Source organism: Variovorax sp. ZS18.2.2, assembly GCF_024701975.1.
GTDB lineage: Bacteria > Pseudomonadota > Gammaproteobacteria > Burkholderiales > Burkholderiaceae_C > Variovorax.
In genome coordinates this window covers 24,974-42,917 of the sequence record NZ_JANLNM010000006.1, presented here as the reverse complement: position 1 = coordinate 42,917, position 17,944 = coordinate 24,974, and the positions used below count along the sequence as shown (strand labels likewise).

The following is a 17,944-nucleotide window of genomic DNA, read 5'->3' as shown; positions in this document are numbered from 1 at the left end:
AGCGAGGCGATGCCGTGGCCGGCATCATCGAACGCATCCCTTTGCAGAAAGCCGCGTTCATGAAGAAGGAAGTCATCCGTGTCGAACCCCTGTCGACCTACCTGGAATACCTGAAGGCGCCCGCCTCGGTCGTCACGCGGCACGGCGACACGGTCTACGTGTCGGGCCTGCCGCCGCTCGACCCCGCCACCGGCCGGCCGGTCGACGCGCCGATCGAGCGGCAGACTGAAATCGTGCTCGACCAGTTGAAGCTTTGCCTGGAGACCGCGGGCTCTTCGCTCGACAACGTGCTCAAGTGCAACGTGTATTGCACGTCGGTCGAAAAGTTCGCGGCGGTCAACGCGATCTATGCGCGCTACTTTCCGAACGACCCGCCCGCGCGCATCTTCGTCTGCGTGCCCGCGTGGTTCGGGCCGTTCGACATCGAGATCGACTGCATCGCCGCCTGCGATCAAGGCGCCGCCGCGGCAACCGGCGTACCTGTCGATTCGAAAGGCCGCGCAGCGTAGACCACACGCCCGCCCACCACCGTCATCAGCGACACCGTCTTGCCGATGCGCTCCACCGGCACCGAGAAGAAGTCCTGGTCGAGGATCGCGAAGTCCGCGAGCTTGCCGGCTTCGAGCGTGCCGCGCTTCGCCTCGTCGAAGCTGAACCACGCGCTGCCCGCCGTGTAGAGCCGCAGCGCCTGTTCGCGCGTCGGTGTTTCGTCGGCGCCGCGCATCGCCTTGCCGCTCACGGTCTTGCCGTCGAGCATCCATTGCAGCGCGACGAAGGGGTTGTACGAGGCCACGCGGTGCGCATCTGTGCCGGCGCCCACGTTCACGCCTGCGCGCAACGCGGAGCCGATGGGCGGCATGCGGCGCGCCGCATCTCCGCGCACGGCGAGCGCGCGGTCGCCCTGGAAGTACATCGCGTCCTGCATCGTCCAGCCGATGCCCAGCGACTTCATGCGCGCGAGCGTCTCGGGAGAGGCGTCGTCCAGGTGCGCAATCGACCAGCGCAGCTCGCGGATCGGCACCTCGGCGTTCAGCCGCTCGTACAGCCCGAGCAGGTGATCGACCGAGCCGTTCTCCTGCCAATGGATGGTGACCGAGAGCTTGCGCGTGGCGGCCCATCGGATGAGCTCGTAGAACTTCTCCTTGGCCGCCGCGTCGGGAAAATTGTTGTTGTACATCGCGAGCGTCACGCGTTCGCCGAGGCCGTTGAACTTCAGCATGTCGTCGCCGAAGCCCATCGGCAGCATCTGCGTCAGATCGCGAAACTCCTGCAGCTCGGCGCCGGGCTTCTGCGCAAACACGCTGTAGGCCACGCGCAGCGTCAGCGCCTTCTCGCGCCACAGCTCGAACAGCGCCGCGTACTGCGAGGGCGCGATGCTGAAGCCGCCCGGGTCCACCAGGCCCGTGATGCCCAGGCGATTCAACTCTGTGAAGAAGGCGCGCGTGCCGGCCAGGTTGTCTTCGTAGGTCGGCTTGGGCAGCTTGTCGAACAGGGCCGAGATGCCGACGATGTCGCCGGTCATCCAGCCCGGTGCGCCGTCGGGCGAGAGCTTCATGCCGGCCGGCAGCGTGCCCGCCGGAACGGCCAGCGCCTGGAGCGCCCTGGGCGTCATCACCACCGCTTCGTAGAAGAGCTGCACGTACACCGGGTTGTCCGGTGCGGCCTCCTGCAGCTCGGCCATCGTGGGGCGGCGGCGTTCGGCGAACTGCTGCTCGGTCCATCCACCGGCCACGATCAGCCATCCGCCGGGGCGTGCGCGGATGGCGGCGGCGCGGATGCGTGCCATGGCTTCGGCGATGGTGCCGGCGCCGATCCAGTTGACTTCGCTCGAGTAGCTCAGCGCCGCGCGCACCGCATGCATGTGCGAGTCGATGAGGCCCGGAATCAGCGTGCGGCCGCCGGCATCCACCGTGCGCGTGGCCGGGCCCGAGAGTGCGCGCATCTGCGCGGCATTGCCGATCGCCACGATGCGGCCATCGCGCACCGCGAGCGCCTGTGCGGTGGTGGATGCCGCGTCGAGCGTGGCGATCTTCGCGTTGGTGACCACAAGGTCGGCCGGCTGCGCCTGTGCGGCGAGCGGCAGCAGCAAGGCGGCGGCGGTTGCGGCCGCCGTGAGGAGTGTGCGCAACATGTTCAATCGACCTTGATGCTCGCCGCCTTGACGACCTGCTGCGCCTTGGCGGTTTCATCGACGATGAACTTGTTGAACTGCGCCGACGGCATCGTGAACGGCTCGGCGCCGAGTTTTTCGAGCCGCTCCTTCAGCTCGGGCGACGCCATGATCTTCGCGACCTCGGCCTGCAGCCGGTCGACCACTGGCTGCGGCGTCTTTGCCGGCGCGAAGAGCCCGACCCAGAACAGGTACTCCGAACCCGGCACGCCAGCCTCCACCGTGGTGGGCGCATCGGGCAGCGCCGACGAGCGCTTCGCCGTGCCCACGGCCAGCGCCTGCAGCTTGCCGCTCTTGATGAGCGGCAGCGCCGACACCATCGGCGCAAAGAACCAGTCGACGCGCCCGGCCATCACCTCGGTCATCGCCTCGGGCGTGCCGCGGAACGGGACATGCTGCGCATCAAGCCCGGCCGCGAGGCGGAACACCTCGGCATTCATGTGCGTGGCCGAACCGTTGCCGGCGGAGCCGTAGTTGAAGCCGCCCGGCCTGGCCTTGACCTTCGCGACCAGATCCTGCACGTTCGCGAAATGCGAAGGCGCGGTCACCAGCACGTTGGGCAGGCTCGCCATCGGCGTGATGCCGGTGAAGTCCTTGATCGTGTCGTACGACAGGCCCTTGTAGATCCACGGGTTCACCAGGTGCCCGGCCGAATGCACGAGCAGCGTGTAGCCATCGGCCGGCGCCTTGGCCGTGATGGCCGCGCCGAGCGTGCCGCCCGCGCCGGGCCTGTTGTCGACGATCACGCTCGTGCCGAGCACGGGCCCCAGCTTCTCGGCCACCAGCCGCGCGACGATGTCGGTGCCGCTGCCCGCCGTGAAAGGCACGACCAGCTTGACCGGCTGCGTGCCCGGCCATGCGCCTTGCGCCAGCGCGCCGCTGCCCAGCGTGCAGGCCGCCAATGCCGCGAACGCCGCGGCCATCGTGAGCGCCCGTCGGCGGCTCCAGGGGAATGTCTTCTTCATGCGTCTTGTCTCCGTTGATTTGTTTGTGCGAGCGATGAATGACTGAAAGGGGGCGCGCTACCCGGGGGGCGCGTTCGGCATCACCAGCACCACCAGCACGGGGCGGTTGGTGCGGTTCTCGAGTTGCCGTTTCTCGCCGGGCGCGAAGCGGCAGCTGTCGTACGGCTCGAGCACGTCTTCCTGGTGCGCGCCGCCGAGTTCGCCGACCACGTGGAGCTGGCCTTCGAGCACGAGGTACAGCTTCTCCATCGGCGAGCCGTCCAGGCCGGTGTGGCCGCCAGGGAGAATCTGGCTCATGCCCATCCACATCTGTGCCGAGGGGCCGGCCTCCTTGCCCTGCAGGCGCAGGCACCGCATGTCGAAATGGTTGGGCGCTTCGTAGTGCGGCGCTTCGCTGAAACGGGTCACGTGCATGGCGGTATTCCTTGCGAGTTCCTTGGGGTTCAGGGGTGCAGCACGACACGGTCGGTGCTGCCGGAGAGCACCAGCCGGTAGGCGTCCATGGCTTCGTCGAGCGTGAAGCTGCGTGCGATGGGAAAGGGCTTCAGCGTGCCGCGCTCGAAGCCCTCGCGCATCGCGTCGAGCTGCGCGGTCGAGGCCACGCAGTCCATGGCGAGCGAGTCGATGCCCACGAAGGTGTGCATGCCGCGGTAGAACGCGAAGATGTCGAAGGGCACCGCGCGTTCGTGCGTCGCGATGAAGATCTGCGTCGCGCCCTTGGCCATCGCCTTGTTGGCGGCCTCGAAGTAGGCGCTGCCCACGGTGTTGTAGACGATGTGCGCGCCGCGCCCGTCCGTCAGCTCGCGCACCTGCGCGCCCACGTCGGCGTGGTGGCGGGCGTCGATCGCATCGACCGGGCCGTTGGCGAATCCCTCGAAAGGCCCGGCGCGGCGCTGCACCGCGATCACGCGCGCCCCGGCTTGCGAGGCGAGCTGCACCGCCGCCTGGCCGACCTTGCCGTTCGCACCGAGCACCAGCACCGTCTGCCCGGCTTGCGGCATGCCGCTGCGGCGAAAGCCCTCGTAGGCGGTGACGAAGGGCACGCCCACCGCGCCGGCCTCGTCCATCGAAATGCCCCGGGGCTTGGCGCGCAACGCGCCTTCGGGCAGCACGAGGTAGCGCGCGTGCGAACCATCGCGGGTGATGCCGATGTCACCGCCCGAGCCATAGACCTCGCGGCCGATCCATTCGGCCGGACCGCTCACCACCGTGCCCGCGAAGTCGCGACCCGGGGTGCGCGGCCACGCGGCCTGGGGCATGATGCCCAGCGTCGCCTTCACGTCGCTCGGGTTGACTGCGGCGGCGGCGACGCGCACCACGGCGTGCCCCGGCGGCGGCGTGGGTTCGGACTGCGGCGCGGCCTCGAGCCGCAGTGCGTCGAGGTTCGCGGCCTTCTCGTTCACGCGCAGTGCGCGGGAGGCGTGCGAGGCATGGGCCGTGTGCATGGCTGCAACGTTCATCGATCAGCTCCTTGCATCGGGCAGGCCCAGCATGGCGCGCGCCTCGCGCGGGTTGGCGATCTCGCCGCCCAGGCTCTGCAAAATGCCGCGCGCCTTCGCCACGAGCTGCGCATTGCTCTCGGCGAGCACGCCTTTCTCCAGGTAGATGTTGTCTTCCATGCCGACGCGCACGTGGCCACCGAGCAACCAGGCTTGCGCGACGATCGGGAACTCCATGCGCCCGATGCCGAAAGCGCTCCAGAACGCACCGCGCGGCAGCATGTTGCGGGCATAGAGCAGCGTCTCGGGCGTGGGCGCGAAGCCATACTTCACGCCGAGCACGAAGGTCCACATCGCGGGGCCGTCTAGCGTGCCGTCGGCGATGAGGTCGAGCGCGAGGTGGATGTCGCCCGAGTCGAATATCTCCAGCTCGGGCTTCACGCCCGCCTCGCGGATCACCTTGGCCATGCGGCGCACGTTCTTCGGCGTGTTCATTACCACGTCGGGGCCGGAGTTCATGGTGTTGAGGTCGAGCGAACACACGTCGGGTTTGATGAGCGCGATGTGTTCCACGCGCTTTTCGGGCGGCAGCAGCGTGGTGCCGGGCGCGGCGATCTTCGGGTCGTCCTCGCTCGGGATGTAGCGCCCGCCGGGGCCGGTCGTGAGGTTGATGATCAACTCGCGGTTGCTGCGGCGGATGCGGTCGACCACCTCGCGGTAGAGCTCGACTTCCATCGAGGGCTTGCCGGTCTCGGGATGGCGCACATGGATATGGACCTGTGCGGCGCCGGCCGCCGCGGCGGCGAGGCATTCGTCGGCGATCTGCACCGGCGTGATCGGCAGGTGCGGCGTCTGCTCGGGCTTCACGAGGTTGCCCGTGACGGCGCAGGTGATGAGGGTCTTGCCGCTGCTCACAGGTGACGCCCTCCATCGACCACGATGCGCGTGCCGGTGACGAAGCGCAGCGTCGTCGCGAGCGCTTCGATCGTCGCGGCCACGTCGTCGGGCCTGCCGATGCGTCCGAGCGGCGTGGTGCTGGCCATCTTGTTCGCGAACTCCGCACCGCGCCCCGGCACGAAGCCCGACTCGACCGCGCCCGGCGATACCGACACCACGCGCACGGCGGGCGCTAGCGCCTTGGCCAGCGCATCGCCCACCACGTCCAGGCCTGCCTTGGCCGCGACGTACGCGAGGTTGCTGCCCACGCCGGTGAAGCCCGCGATGGACGAGACGTTGGCGACGAGGCCATCGCCGCTTTCCCTGAGCATCGGTGCGAAGGCGCGGATGGTCGCGAACACGCCGCGGAAGTTGGCGCGCAGCAGGTCATCGATGAGCGCGTCGGTCAGCGCGTCGAGGTCCCCGGCGGGAATGGGCTGCGTATGCCCCGCGCTGTTGACGAGGATGTCGCAGCGGCCCAGCGTGGCTTTCACCTCGGCGGCCGCGGCGTGCAGGCTCGGCGTGTCGACGATGTCGGCGCGAATCGCCGTGTGGCGCTGTCCGTCGGCGGAGGGGAGGGCGGCCGCGCGTGCACCGGCATCGTCACCCTTGCGGTGCAGCAGCACGCAGGTGGCGCCGAGCGCGGCCAGGCGCGTGGCCGTTGCATAGCCGATGGCGCCGAGGCCGCCGGTGATGACGGCGACCTTGCCGTCGAGTCGGGAAACAGGATCGAAGCTCATGGCGTGAAGAGGAGTGGTGGGTTCAGGGGATCGGTGGACGGGGGAACTTCATCTCGCCGGGTTCGAGCTGGAAGTCGTACTGCAGGCTGGTGGTCTTGCCGTCGGGCGCGAGCGCGAAGCGGCCGATCAGCCGGCGTGTCACGCCGAAGGTCGGGTCGCTCTCCAGGTTCTCGTCGTCATCGGCGAACACCTGCGTGACCAGCACCTTGTGCCCCGGCTTGCTCACCATGAAGTGCAGGTGCGCGGGCCGGTTGGGGTGGCGCTGCTGCGCGCGCAGCAGCACGCCGCAGGGCCCGTCGGTCGGCACCGGGTAGCCGGCCGGCCGCACGCTGCGAAGGTGAAAGCGACCCTCGGCGTCGGTGGTGAAGCGGCCGCGCAGGTTCATGTCTTCCTGCGTCGGGTCCTGGTTCTCGTAGAGGCCGATGGGCGAGGCCTGCCACACGTCGACCGTGGCCCCGGCCACCGGCTGGCCGCGGGCGTCGCGCACCGTGCCCGCCACCGCCAGCGGAATGCCCGGCGTGCCCGAGCGCGCGATGTTGTCGCCCGGCGCGCAGGCCGGCGAGTTCGCGCGCCAGAAGGGGCCGAGCAGCGCGGCGGGCGATTCGCCCTGCGGGTCCTGATTGTTCTGCAGCGCCACCACGGAGGAGATGCCCAGGATGTCGGCCGCCAGCACCACCTCGTTCTTGGTCTCGCCCGTGGCGTGGCCGATGGCGACGATGAATTCGAGCGCCTGCTCGAACTCCTCCTCGGTCAGCTTCACCTCCTGGACGAAGGCATGCAGGTGGCGCGTGAGCGCATCCATCACGGTGCGCAGCCGCGCATCGGGCGTGTGTTTCATGGCGTCCAGCGCGAAGCCGAGCACCGAGTCGGGAGAGGTGGCGATGTTCATGGCGGGTGTTCGCAGGTCTTTGCAATCGTTTGCATGATCTTAGTCCAAACCATCAAAAAGTAAAATGACCTCTTTCGGAAGTCCGGGAATGGAAGAAAGCTGCCTGCAGCACCTGACCGGCGCGACAATCGTTTGCATCAATCCATGAGCACCAGCCCGACTGCTTCTTCCCCTGTGACCATCCGCGACGTCGCCCGCGCCGCCGGCGTGCATGTGTCGACCGTGTCGCGCGCGCTCAGCCCCGAGAAGCGCTCATTGATCAGCGACGAGGTGCTGCGCGTGGTGGAAGAAGCGGCGCAGCGCCTGGGCTACCGGCCCAACCGCGCGGCCTCGGCGCTGCGCACCGGGCGCACCCACACCATCGGCGTGCTGGTGCCCGACATCACGAACGCGGTATTCCCGCCGATCCTGCAAGGCATCGAGGCCAGCGCGGCGGCGCGCGGCTACTTCGTCTTCGTCACCAACGTGGTCGACCCTGCGCTCGCGCGGCCCGTGCTCGAACGCATGCTGGCGCAACGGGTGGACGGCGTGATCCTCGCCACCGCCACGCGCGACGACCCGCTGGTCGATTTCGTCACCAAGGCCGGCATGACGGCAGTGCTGGTCAACCGCGCCGACGAAACGGGACGCCTGCCCGCCGTGGTGAGCGACGACCGGCTCGCGATGAAGCTCGCGGTCGATCACCTCGTGGGCCTGGGCCACAAGCGCATCGCGCACCTCGCGGGGCCGCAGCACATCCCCACGGGCGTGGGCCGGCGCCTCGGTGTGGAGCAGGCGCTGCGCGACCACCGCATGAAGCCGTTGCGCGTGGTCGAGTGCGCGAGCTACAGCCGCGAGGCGGGAGCAATCGCGATGCAGCAACTGCTCGACGCCGGCGCAGCCCCGCAGGCGGTGGTGTGCTGCAACGACCTCGTGGCACTCGGCGCCTACGACGCGCTGCGCCAGGCCGGCCTGCGCGTGCCGAAGGACATCTCCATCACCGGCCACAACGACATGCCGCTGGTTGACATGGTCGACCCGCCGCTCACCACCATCCGCCTGCCGCACCGTGAACTGGGCTGGCGCGCGGCGGAGATGCTGTTCGAGGAGATCGACGGGCATGCGATGTCGGCCTCGACCGTGGTGCTGCGGCCGGAGCTTGTCGTGCGCAAGTCGACGGGCGCACCCGCGGCGCGCTGATCAGCCGGCGCGGCGCACGGTCTTCTTGCGTGCCGCCGCCGGCCGCCGCGGCGGTTTCGCTTCGAGCACCAGCTCGGCCGGCAAGGTGTCGTTCCACGATTCGGTGAAGTACGCACGGTCGCTCGGCACCAGTTGCGGCAGCGCCTCGCGCAGCACGCCCAGCGACTGCTCGGCCGCCTGCAGCTCGCCCGCATGCGCCGCATACCAGGCGTGCTCGAACAGGAGGCTGCAGTGCTGAAGACCGGGGTAGCGCCGCCGCCCGGCCTGGTGATCAGCCAGCCGCGCCTGCGCCACATCGACCCAGCGCGCTGGCCAGTGCGTGACGTCGAAGGCATCGGCCAGCGGCCCTGCGAGCTTCGAGATCGCCGCCGGGTCCAGCGGCTTCTGCGCGCGGAACTGCGCGAGCGTGGGTTGCTGCTCGGGCCGGCAATGGCCGCGCGCGATGCGCATCAGGTAGATCGCGTTCCAGGCCGAGCGCCCTTGCCCGTCCGCGTGGCCGCAGAGCCATTCGCTGAAGGCGATCCACTGCACCGCGCGGCGCGTGGTGTCGGCCTGGCCGTCGTGCGCGAGCGCCGGAAGGTCGGACAGCCCGACGCGATCGAACAGCCACGCGGCCATGCCCATGTTGGCGGCCACGTGCTGCGCCGCGTCGAACGAATGCGATTCGAAGGCCGCGGCCAGCGCCTCGCCGAAGCGCTGCAGCGACTCTTCGGCGAGCGCGGCGGCGGTCGGTTTGTCGTCGGCCGAGAGACCGAGCGCGCGCGAGCGGCACACCAGCGCCCAGAGGTTGCACCACTCGAAGCGCACGTCGGGGTGATGCCGCAGCACCAGCCCGCGCGCCGCGTCCTCGGCCATGCCGCTCAAGAGCGACTGCGCGAGCGGCAGGTCGCGCGCGGTGTAGGCGCACCACGCCGAGACGATGCACTCCATCGCGCCCAGGTAGTCGTTGCCCGCCACATGGTGAGCCAGGCGCTGCTTCTTGAGCGCCTGCAGCCGCCGGCGCGCCTGCTCGTTGTCGCCGAGCCGGCGCCACAGCATCGCCTCGTTGAGCGTGACCAGCGCGCGCTGGAAATCGGTGGCGGCCAGCGTGCCGGCCAGGCGGATCGACTCCAGCGCGCTGGCCGGCAACCCGGTCGCGCTGCTGTCCGCCATGGGTGCCACCGGCGTCATGAGCCGGCCCTGCCGCGCCGCCTGCTGCGACGCGACCAGCTGTTTCCAGAACGCGGCGTCCTGCAGGTGCACCGCGTCGGGCGGCGGCGAGCCGGGTTCCGACGCGCGGCGCTTGCGCGAGCGCAAGCCGAGAAAGGAGGCCACCTCCGCAGCGGTGGCCGCACGGCCATCCACCAGCACGCGCATGCGCTTCGCTTCGGCGGCCGGCAGCCAGAACGGCCCCTGGCTGCGCCGCTCGGCATTGAGGAAGCGCGGCTCGCGCCGCGTGTCTTCGCCCCAGCCGACTTCGATGCTCCACGCCTTGAAGTCGCGGAAGGCGCGGCTCACGACCATGCGCAGCGTGCTTGCATCGGAGACTTCGCCGCGCAGGTCGGCCAGTCGCACGAGGCCGCCTTCGGCATCGTGCGCGTGCTGCATGCGCACCAGCAGCCAGAGCGACTGGAAGGCCGCGCGCTTGCCGTTGACCGACTGCGGCGAGGTGAGTTCGATGGAGAGCGGGGCGGGTGTCTTGAGTTGGGGCACGCCCCGGATTGAACCTCAAATTCCGGGGCGAAGGCTGAAGGCCAACGCCGCTTCCTTCGCTTCTTTCCTCAGTACCGGTGGCGGTCGATCAGCTCGGGCACTTCGCTGCGGCCGATGCCCAGGTCGCGCAGCTCGTGGTCGCTCATGCCGGCCAGGTGGTGCGAGTCGGCACGGCTGCGGCGGCGCTGTGCGGCGCGGCGGCGCCAGTCGTGCAGGGCATGCATCAGGCGTTGATGAAAGGTCGAGGGCTTCGGCGCTGTCACGGTGGGCTCCTTGGTGGGGAGCACTCATCTTCAGTCGCTGCGTGCTATTGTGGAAGTTGAGATTCCTGAACCACACAATCAGCATTCCTGATGCGACAGCTCAACCTCGACCAACTGCGAACGCTCATCGCCATCGCGGACCTGGGCACGTTCTCCGCAGCCGCCAAGGCGCTGCACCTGGCGCAGCCCACGGTGAGCCTGCACATCAGCGAACTCGAATCGCGCCTCGGTGCGCAGCTGGTGGTGCGCGGCAGCCGCAACGTCACGCCCACGGCCGCCGGTGCGGCGCTGGTGGAGCGCGGGCGCAAGCTGCTGCGCGATACCGACGAGGCCATCGACGCCGTCAAGCGCCAGACCGAGGGCCGCACGGGCCGCGTGCGGCTCGGCACTTCCACCGGCGTGGTGGTCGACCTGTTGCCGCAGGTGCTCGAAGCATTGGGCACGATGCATGGGGGCATCGACGTGGAAGTGAGCATCCTCGGCTCGTCCGAGGCGATGGCGCGGCTGACCGCGGGCACGCTGGACATCGGGCTGGTCGCGATGCCACAGCCGCCGCTGCGCGACCTGGTCGTCACCCCGTGGCGCGACCAGGCCATGATGGCTTTCGTGCCGCAGCGCTGGAAGGCCCCGAAGCGTGTGACGCCGGCGTGGCTCGCGGCGCAGCCGCTGATCTTCAACGACGCCACCACCCACATGTACCGGCTCACGATGGAGTGGTTCGCCGAGGCCGGCTTCGCGCCGCGTGCGCGCATCGAACTCAACTACGACGCCGCGATCCGCAGCCTCGTGGCGGCCGGCTATGGCGCGGCACTGCTGCCGTTGCAGCAGACCACCGATGCGGCGCTCAACGAGCGCATGCAGGTGCTGCCGATCACGCCGAAGCTCACGCGCCGCCTGGGCATTGCGCACCGCCAGCGAAGCGTGCTCGACGGTGCGACGCAGAGCGTGCTGAAGGTGCTGACGACGTTCCGTCAGCTCTGATTGCCAGCTTCATTCGGAAGTCCCTCGATCGGACACTCGGCCGTGCCGATCGTGCGGCGCGTGAACGACTCCACTTTTTCGCGCGCGCCTTCGGGGTCATTGATCCACTGCGTGTAGAAGTCGAAGGGGCAGGCCGCCACGCCCTTGTCGCCATCGCCCGAATTGATGACGCCGGTGTAGCCGCGGTGCATGAGCTTGAAGAGGTGGTTCTGCGACTGGCCATTCTTGCGCGCATCGCGGATCAGGCCCATCGAGAGTTCGGCGTAGTTGATGCCCATCTCCTCCTCGCCGCATTCGCCCAGCGTGCGTCCGTCGAAGCCGATGATTGCGGAGTGGCCGAAGTACGAGTACACGCCGTCGAAGCCCGCCGCATTGGCCACCGCCACGTAGGTGTTGTTCATGAAGGCCATCGCCTTGGACACCAGGATCTGCTGCTCCTTGGCCGGGTACATGTAGCCCTGGCAGCGGATGACGAGTTCGGCGCCGCGCATCGTGCAGTCGCGCCAGATCTCGGGGTAGTTGCCGTCGTCGCAGACGATCAGGCTGATCTTCATGCCCTTGGGGCCGTCGCTCACGTAGGTGCGGTCGCCCGGATACCAGCCCTCGATGGGCACCCACGGCATGATCTTGCGGTACTTCTGGACGATCTCGCCCTCGTTGTTCATGAGGATCAGCGTGTTGTAGGGCGCCTTGTCCGGGTGCTGCTCGTGGCGCTCGCCGGTGAGCGAGAACACGCCCCACACGTTGGCGCGGCGGCAGGCGTCCGCGAAGATCGCGGTCTCCTCGCCGGGCACCGTGGCGGCGGTGTCGTACATCTCCTTGGCGTCGTACATGATCCCGTGCGTGGAGTACTCGGGAAAGATCACCAGGTCCATGCCCGGCAGGCCGCGCTTCATGCCGACCAGCATCTCGCCGATCTTGCGGGCGTTGTCCAGCACCTCGGCCTTGGTGTGAAGGCGGGGCATCTTGTAGTTGACGACCGCGACGCCCACGCAATCGCTGCTGCTCGAAATATCACCATGTCGCATGACGCTGCTCCTGAAATCCTGATGGATGGTTGAGAAAACAAAAAGGCCCGGCCGGTGTTCAACCGGTTCGGGCCTGCTTGTCTTGTCTGGCAACGATTTCGCGTCGTCGGAGCCGATTGTTCTCAACTCACCGCGGGCTGCCCATACGTCATTTCGCTGATTGCGGGCTGCGGCGGGCGGGCGCTCAGCGCGGGCGGGCGAAGTCGGCTTCGATCCAGCTGGTGGCGCTGCCCGAGGTGAGCTTGAAGGCCGGCGAGACATTCACGCTCGCCAGCTCGCTGTCGTCTTCGTCGTCGTGTGCGCTCAGCGTGGCCGAGGGGTTGTCCTCGTCGGGCACGATGGCCAGCGCCACGCGAATGCGCCGCCCGTCGCGCGCCGTCACGGTCACGCTCTTGTTGAGCGTGGCGTGCAGCTGCTGCTCGTGGCGGCGGATCACTTCGGCGGCGGTCTTCACCAGCGTGGAGAAGGCGGGGCCATCGAGCGGTTTCGGGTTCTTCTTGTCGCGGCCCATGGTCCAGGGGCCGACCAGGGCGGGCTCGGGGTCGCCGTGGCGGGTCATCTCGACGGCCCAGCCGTCGTCTTCCTCGTTCTTGATCACGCGGGCGGTCCAGAGGTCGTCACGCCAGAGGCGAGGTTCCTGGAGGGGGAGGTTGTCTGTGTCGGTCGGTTCGGTCATTCGGAGGCTTGTGTTCGTGCGCGGCCTATTTTCCCCTTTGTCCCTTGTACGGGCGGATCGATGTAGGCCTGCAGTCCATCGACCAGCGCATCGAAGGCGACGCGGCAGCGCGGGCTGTTGCGCAAGTCTTCATGCATCGTGATCCAGGTCTCCAGCTTCATCGAGAAAGCGCGCGGCATCAGGCGCACCAGCGCGGTGTCGCGCCGGGCGAGGCCGGCCTGACAGATGCCGATGCCCGCGCCGGCGCGAATCAGCGCCAGTTGCGCGAGGTCGCTGTCGGTGCGCAGCGAGAAAGCATCGCGGCCATAGCCCGGGAGCGCCTTGCCCGCGTGGCGCACGAACGCCGAAGGCTGGTCGTAGCCGATGACGGCGTGTGCCGCAAGGTCTTCCAGCTTGCGCGGCGTGCCGTGGCGGGCCAGGTAGTCCTTGCGCGCGTGAAAGCCCAGCTCGATCTGCCCGACGCGGCGCGCGACCAGTTGTTCCTGCTTCGGGCGCACCATGCGCACGGCGATGTCGGCTTCGCGCCGCAGCAGGTCCTGCACGCGGTTGGTCAGCACCAGCTCGACCTTCAGGGCCGGGTGCACCTCGCGCAGCCGCGCGACGATGGGCGGCAGCACCTCGACGCCGATCACCTCGCTGGCGGAGATGCGCACGACGCCCCGGATCTTTCCTCCTTCGCCTTCGCCCTGGCTCGTGGCCGCGCGCTCCAGTGAGGCCGCGGTGCTCTCCATCGCCTCGGCGTGGCCCTGCAATGCGAGCGCCACCTCGGTGGGCATCAGCCCTACCTGCGAGCGCGTGAACAGCACCACGCCGAGTGCCGTTTCGAGCGTGGCGACATGGCGGCCGACCGTCGGCTGTGTGATGCCCAGCGCACGCGCCGCGCCGGAGAGAGAGCCTTCCCGCAGGACGCCGAGGAACGAGCGATACAGCTCCCAGCCGATGTTCGAAGTCATACGCAAATGTATAGCTGCTGGCTCATGTTCGGCAATTCCAATGGAACAGGCATCGACCCAGAATTCAGCCATCGACAACGTTTCTGGAGCATTTCATGGCACACGACAACACGGTTCTGGTTCTCGGCGCGACGGGCGGCGTCGGCGGCGAGGTGGCGAAACAACTGCGCCAGGCGGCGTGGACGGTGCGGGCGCTCAAGCGCGGCATGGCGCAGCCGATGACGCGAGAAGACGGCATCACCTGGCTCCGCGGCGACGCGATGGACCGGCAGGCCGTCATGGAAGCCGCGAAGGGTTGTTCGGTCATCGTGCATGCGGTCAACCCGCCCGGCTACCGTAATTGGGCGCAGCTGGTGCTGCCGATGCTGGACAACACCATCGCTGCCGCAAAGGCCGAAGGTGCGACCATCGTGCTGCCCGGCACGGTCTACAACTACGGTCCCGACGCCTTCTCCCAACCGATGGCCGAAGACGCACCGCAGCGCCCGGTGACTCGCAAGGGCGCCATCCGGGTCGAGCTGGAACGGCGTCTCGAAGCCGCCAGCCGCAACGGCGCCCGTGTGCTGATCGTGCGTGCCGGCGACTTCTTCGGTCCGAAGGCCGGCAACAACTGGTTCTCGCAGGGGCTGGTGAAGGCGGGCCTGCCGGTCAAGGCCGTGAGCTATCCAGGCAGTGCGCGCACGGCGCACCAGTGGTCCTACCTGCCGGACGTCGCCCGCACCATGGTCGCGTTGCTGGCGCGGCGCGACAGGCTCGAACCTTTTGCGCGCTTCCACATGGCCGGACATCGCGACAGCGACGGCACGCAAATGAGCAATGCCATCCGCAACGTGGTGGCGCGCCGCACGGGCGCGACACCGCGCGTGACCGCCTTTCCGTGGTGGCTGCTGACGCTGGCCTCACCCTTCGTCACCACCTTGCGCGAAATGCGCGAGATGCGCTACCTGTGGCAGACGCCGGTGCTGATGGACAACGCGAAGCTGGTGGCCGTCCTCGGGCACGAGCCGCACACGCCGCTGGAAGAAGCGGTCGAGGCGTCGTTGGAAGGCATGGGCTGCCTGGGCACCGCGTTGGCGCCCGCAGCCGCCTGATCAAAAGACCGAGAGCCCCGTGCGCGTCACGAACAGCTCCAGCGCCTTCATGCCCAGCAGCGAGTTGCCCGTGGCGTCCAGCGCCGGCGACCAGACGCTGAGCGTGAGCTTGTCGGGAACGACCGCCACGATGCCGCCGCCCACGCCGCTCTTGCACGGCAGCCCGATGGAGAATGCCACGTCGCCCGCCGCGTCGTAGGTGCCGCAGGTCAGCATCAGCGCGTTGATGCGCCGCGTCTGCCGCTCGCCGGTGATCTCGGGCTCGCCATCGATCGGATGCGCGCCATCGCGGCAGAGGAACGCTGCGGCACGGGCGAGCTGGCGGCAGCTCATGCGCAGCGAGCACTGGTGGAAGTAGGTGTCGAGCACCGTGCCGACGTCGTTGTCGATCTTGCCGAAGCTCTTCATGAAGTTCGCGAGCGCCACGTTGCGAAAGCCCGTGTCGGCCTCGGACTTCGCCACTTCCTCGTCGAACGCAATCGGCTCTCCGCACAAACCGCTCATCAGCGAGAGGATGTCGGCCTTTGCGCTGCCGCCATTGGCGGCCGCCTGGCTCACCAGCCGGTCGGCCACCGCGATCGCGCCCGCATTGATGAAGGGGTTGCGCGGCTTGCCTTGTTCGTTCTCCAGCTGCACGAGCGAATTGAACGGATTGCCCGAGGGCTCGCGCCCGATGCGCTCCCAGAGCGTATCGCCCATGCGCTGCATCGCGAGCGTCAGCGTGAAGAGCTTGGAGACGCTCTGGATCGAGAACGGCACTTCGCCATCGCCCGCGAAGGCTTCTTCGCCATCGCAGGTGCGCAGCGCAATGCCGAACTGCCGCGCATCGACGCGCGCGAGCGCGGGGATGTAGCTGGCCACGGTGCCCTCCTGGCCGAGCTTCGGGCGCAGGGTGGCAACGATGTCGTCGAGGACGTGCTGGAAGTTCATCATGGCCGCACTCGTTTCATCTCATGCGGTGCGTTGCACCGCGGGACGCCGGTTCACCAGCACGATGCCGAGGCCGACGCCCACGAGCGCCACCATCAGCTGCAGCGTCAGCGGCTCGCTCAGCAGCACCACGCCGAAGATCAGCGCGAACAGCGGCGTGAGAAAGGTGAAGGAAGACATCTGCGTCGCCGGGTAATGCCGCAGCAGCCACATCCAGGTGAGGTAGCTCGCGAACGCGCCGATCACCGTCTGCAGCCCGATCGAGGTCCAGGCCCAGGTCGAGTACGAAAAACTCCAGGTCTCGCCGAGCGCGAGCGACAGCACGGGAGACACGGTCGCGGTCACCGCCACTTGATAGAACAGCGTCTTCTCGGCGCTCGCGGTGGCGAGCTTGGTGGTGCGCAGCGTCAGCGTGGTCAGGCCCCAGAGCATGCCGGCCGCGAGACCCATCGCATCGCCGATCAGCTGCGACGAGCTCATGTGGCTGAAGCCTTCGCTGAACGCGAGCACCACGCCCGAGAACGCGATGAAGAGCCCCAACCATTGAAAGCCGCGCAGGCGCTCCGCCGGCACCCAGCGCGGCAGCAGCAGCGAAACCCAGAACGGCGCGGTGTACAGGAACACCGTGAGCCGCGAGGCGCTGGTGTGCTGCAGGCCGAGGTAGATGCAGGCGAACTCGCCCGCGAACAGCAGGCCCGCGAGCAGGCCGGGCCACAGCGTGCCGTCGCGGTCGAACAGCGGCACGCGGCGCCACACGCACCACAGCCACAGCAGCACGACGGTGCCCACCATGCGGATCGAGGCCTGCCAGAGCGGCGGCACCTCGGCCACGGTGGTCTTGATGAGGATCTGCTGCAGCCCCCAGAACGCGCAGCACGCGATGAGAAGGCCGATGGCGAGGGAGTCGAGGTGGGTCTTGCGCTGGATCATTCGTCTCGTTGTCGTTGTTGTCGTTGTTTGCGTCGTTCGCGTCATTCGTTCATCGGCTGGCCACCGGATAGGGCGGCTTGCCCCGCGTGCCGATCATCAGGTCGGGCACCACGGCCTCCACATCGGGCACCGCGCGCGCGGCGCGTTCGAGCCGCTTGGCCAGTGCGGGCGTCGGCACGCAGCCCTGCAGGTAGACCCAGCGACGCTGGACCGTCACCCACACGCTGCCGCTGCGCACGCCCGGCACGGCCAGCAGGGCGGCGCGCACCTTGGGCGCGAGGGGCTTGTCGTAGCGGTAGGCGTTGCTGTCGGTGCACTTGCCGGCGAGCCAGCAGCTGGTGCCGCGCTCCAGGCGCGAGTGGATCTGGATGCGCCGCTCTTCGGCGGTATAGAAAGGGCCTTCGGGCGTGGCGCAGGCTGCAAGGCCCGTGGACACCTGGAAGAACGGGTCGTCGAACCAGTTCTGCTTGAGCGCTCCCGCTGCGTCCGGCGTTTGCTGCTGCGCCATCGCGGTCTGCGCGGCCAGCAGCAGGACGGGCATGAGCGCAGCGGCGCGCATCACAAGGGATGTTCCGTGTAGAAACGCCCGCCGTGGAACAGGAGCGGCGAGGCGCCTGCGTTGTGGGTGCAGCGCTCGACCTCGCCGACGAAGATCACGTGGTCGCCCTCGTCGTAGCGGCTGCGGTTGAAGCACTCGAAGCTCGCTGCCGCGCCGACCAGCACCGGCGCGCCGCCGATGCCCCGGGTGAATTCCACGTCGGCCCAGCGGTCGATGTTCTTGGTGGCGAAGCGCTCGGCCAGCGGCTTCTGGTTCGCGGCCAGGATGTTGATGGCGTAGTGCGAGCCGGTGCTCAGCGCGGGCATCGAGCCCGCCGCGCGGGCCAGGCTCCACAGCACCAGCGGCGGCGCGAGCGACACCGAATTGAAGGAATTGGCCGTGAGGCCGACCAGCGTGCCATCGGCTGCGCATGCGGTGACGATGGTCACGCCCGTGGCAAACATGCCGAGCGCATCCCGGAACTCGTCGGTCGAAAAGGTGGGCGGCTGGGCCCGGCGGGGAGTGGTCACGAAAGAGGCTGGGC

Annotated in this window: 20 protein-coding genes; 4 read left to right on the top strand and 16 right to left on the bottom strand. The window is 68.6% G+C overall.

Annotation, left to right across the window (positions count from 1 at the left end; translation table 11 throughout):
* Positions 1–14: 14 nt before the first annotated feature.
* Positions 15–509: a RidA family protein gene (locus NU688_RS21735; RefSeq protein WP_257862881.1), complete on the top strand. Its 495-nt coding sequence runs from the start codon at positions 15–17 to the stop codon at positions 507–509.
* Here the strand turns inward: NU688_RS21735 and NU688_RS21730 are convergent.
* From NU688_RS21730 to NU688_RS21700, 7 genes are read right to left on the bottom strand one after another with little or no spacing between them, the layout of a single operon-like run.
* Positions 452–2,131, bottom strand: a complete 1,680-nt coding sequence (locus NU688_RS21730; RefSeq protein WP_257862880.1) for an amidohydrolase — start codon at positions 2,129–2,131, stop codon at positions 452–454. The two genes, NU688_RS21735 and NU688_RS21730, sit on opposite strands and share 58 nt — an antisense overlap.
* A 2-nt stretch (positions 2,132–2,133) precedes the next feature.
* Positions 2,134–3,135: a tripartite tricarboxylate transporter substrate binding protein gene (locus NU688_RS21725; protein ID WP_257862879.1), complete on the bottom strand. Its 1,002-nt coding sequence runs from the start codon at positions 3,133–3,135 to the stop codon at positions 2,134–2,136.
* Between the two features lie 57 nt (positions 3,136–3,192).
* A complete protein-coding gene (locus tag NU688_RS21720; RefSeq protein WP_257862878.1) occupies positions 3,193–3,549 on the bottom strand; it encodes a cupin domain-containing protein in 357 nt (118 codons plus the stop codon).
* A gap of 29 nt (positions 3,550–3,578) precedes the next feature.
* Complete coding sequence (locus NU688_RS21715; protein WP_257862877.1) at positions 3,579–4,595, bottom strand: zinc-binding alcohol dehydrogenase family protein; 1,017 nt, start codon at positions 4,593–4,595, stop codon at positions 3,579–3,581.
* Positions 4,596–4,598: 3 nt separating this feature from the next.
* Positions 4,599–5,489, bottom strand: a complete 891-nt coding sequence (locus NU688_RS21710; RefSeq protein ID WP_257862876.1) for a 3-keto-5-aminohexanoate cleavage protein — start codon at positions 5,487–5,489, stop codon at positions 4,599–4,601.
* Positions 5,486–6,250, bottom strand: a complete 765-nt coding sequence (locus NU688_RS21705) for an SDR family NAD(P)-dependent oxidoreductase (protein WP_257862875.1) — start codon at positions 6,248–6,250, stop codon at positions 5,486–5,488. The genes NU688_RS21710 and NU688_RS21705 overlap by 4 nt, the downstream gene beginning before the upstream one ends.
* 22 nt (positions 6,251–6,272) lie before the next feature.
* The gene (locus tag NU688_RS21700; protein ID WP_257862874.1) at positions 6,273–7,139 is read right to left on the bottom strand and encodes a dioxygenase; all 867 of its coding nucleotides are present in this window, start codon (positions 7,137–7,139) and stop codon (positions 6,273–6,275) included.
* A 144-nt stretch (positions 7,140–7,283) separates the two neighbouring features.
* Between NU688_RS21700 and NU688_RS21695 the strand changes: the two genes are divergently transcribed.
* Positions 7,284–8,318, top strand: coding sequence for a LacI family DNA-binding transcriptional regulator (locus tag NU688_RS21695; RefSeq protein WP_257862873.1), 1,035 nt, complete (start codon positions 7,284–7,286; stop codon positions 8,316–8,318).
* Here the strand turns inward: NU688_RS21695 and NU688_RS21690 are convergent, their stop codons facing one another.
* Positions 8,319–10,010, bottom strand: coding sequence for a hypothetical protein (locus NU688_RS21690; protein ID WP_257862872.1), 1,692 nt, complete (start codon positions 10,008–10,010; stop codon positions 8,319–8,321). It lies immediately after the preceding gene.
* A gap of 68 nt (positions 10,011–10,078) precedes the next feature.
* On the bottom strand, positions 10,079–10,273 hold the full coding sequence (locus NU688_RS21685; RefSeq protein ID WP_257862871.1) for a DUF1127 domain-containing protein: 195 nt from the start codon (positions 10,271–10,273) through the stop codon (positions 10,079–10,081).
* A gap of 90 nt (positions 10,274–10,363) precedes the next feature.
* On the opposite strand from NU688_RS21685, the gene NU688_RS21680 reads away from it, so the two are divergent.
* Entirely contained in the window at positions 10,364–11,254 is an 891-nt protein-coding gene (locus NU688_RS21680) for a LysR family transcriptional regulator (RefSeq protein ID WP_257862870.1), read from the top strand.
* Here the strand turns inward: NU688_RS21680 and NU688_RS21675 are convergent.
* From NU688_RS21675 to NU688_RS21665, 3 genes are all read right to left on the bottom strand, one after another.
* A complete protein-coding gene (locus NU688_RS21675; protein WP_257862869.1) occupies positions 11,245–12,282 on the bottom strand; it encodes an aliphatic amidase in 1,038 nt (345 codons plus the stop codon). The genes NU688_RS21680 and NU688_RS21675 overlap by 10 nt on opposite strands.
* Positions 12,283–12,466: 184 nt before the next feature.
* Positions 12,467–12,958 (bottom strand): hypothetical protein, encoded by a 492-nt coding sequence (locus NU688_RS21670; RefSeq protein ID WP_257862868.1) that lies wholly within the window; start codon positions 12,956–12,958, stop codon positions 12,467–12,469.
* Positions 12,955–13,911: a LysR family transcriptional regulator gene (locus tag NU688_RS21665; RefSeq protein ID WP_257862867.1), complete on the bottom strand. Its 957-nt coding sequence runs from the start codon at positions 13,909–13,911 to the stop codon at positions 12,955–12,957. The genes NU688_RS21670 and NU688_RS21665 overlap by 4 nt, the downstream gene beginning before the upstream one ends.
* 95 nt (positions 13,912–14,006) lie before the next feature.
* Here NU688_RS21665 and NU688_RS21660 point away from each other — a divergent pair, with 95 nt between their 5' ends.
* Positions 14,007–15,002, top strand: a complete 996-nt coding sequence (locus tag NU688_RS21660) for an NAD-dependent epimerase/dehydratase family protein (RefSeq protein WP_257862866.1) — start codon at positions 14,007–14,009, stop codon at positions 15,000–15,002.
* On the opposite strand, the gene NU688_RS21655 is transcribed toward NU688_RS21660, so the two are convergent.
* Genes NU688_RS21655 through NU688_RS21640 form a run of 4 tightly spaced genes read right to left on the bottom strand, consistent with a single transcriptional unit; the run spans position 15,003 to position 17,930 of the window.
* Positions 15,003–15,935, bottom strand: coding sequence for a glutaminase (locus tag NU688_RS21655; protein ID WP_257862865.1), 933 nt, complete (start codon positions 15,933–15,935; stop codon positions 15,003–15,005).
* Between the two features lie 18 nt (positions 15,936–15,953).
* Entirely contained in the window at positions 15,954–16,862 is a 909-nt protein-coding gene (locus tag NU688_RS21650) for a DMT family transporter (protein WP_257862864.1), read from the bottom strand.
* Positions 16,863–16,911: 49 nt separating this feature from the next.
* Complete coding sequence (locus NU688_RS21645) at positions 16,912–17,421, bottom strand: BON domain-containing protein (protein ID WP_257862863.1); 510 nt, start codon at positions 17,419–17,421, stop codon at positions 16,912–16,914.
* Complete coding sequence (locus NU688_RS21640) at positions 17,421–17,930, bottom strand: flavin reductase family protein (protein ID WP_257862862.1); 510 nt, start codon at positions 17,928–17,930, stop codon at positions 17,421–17,423. Before NU688_RS21640 ends, NU688_RS21645 begins: the two co-directional genes overlap by 1 nt.
* Between the last annotated feature and the right edge of the window lie 14 nt (positions 17,931–17,944).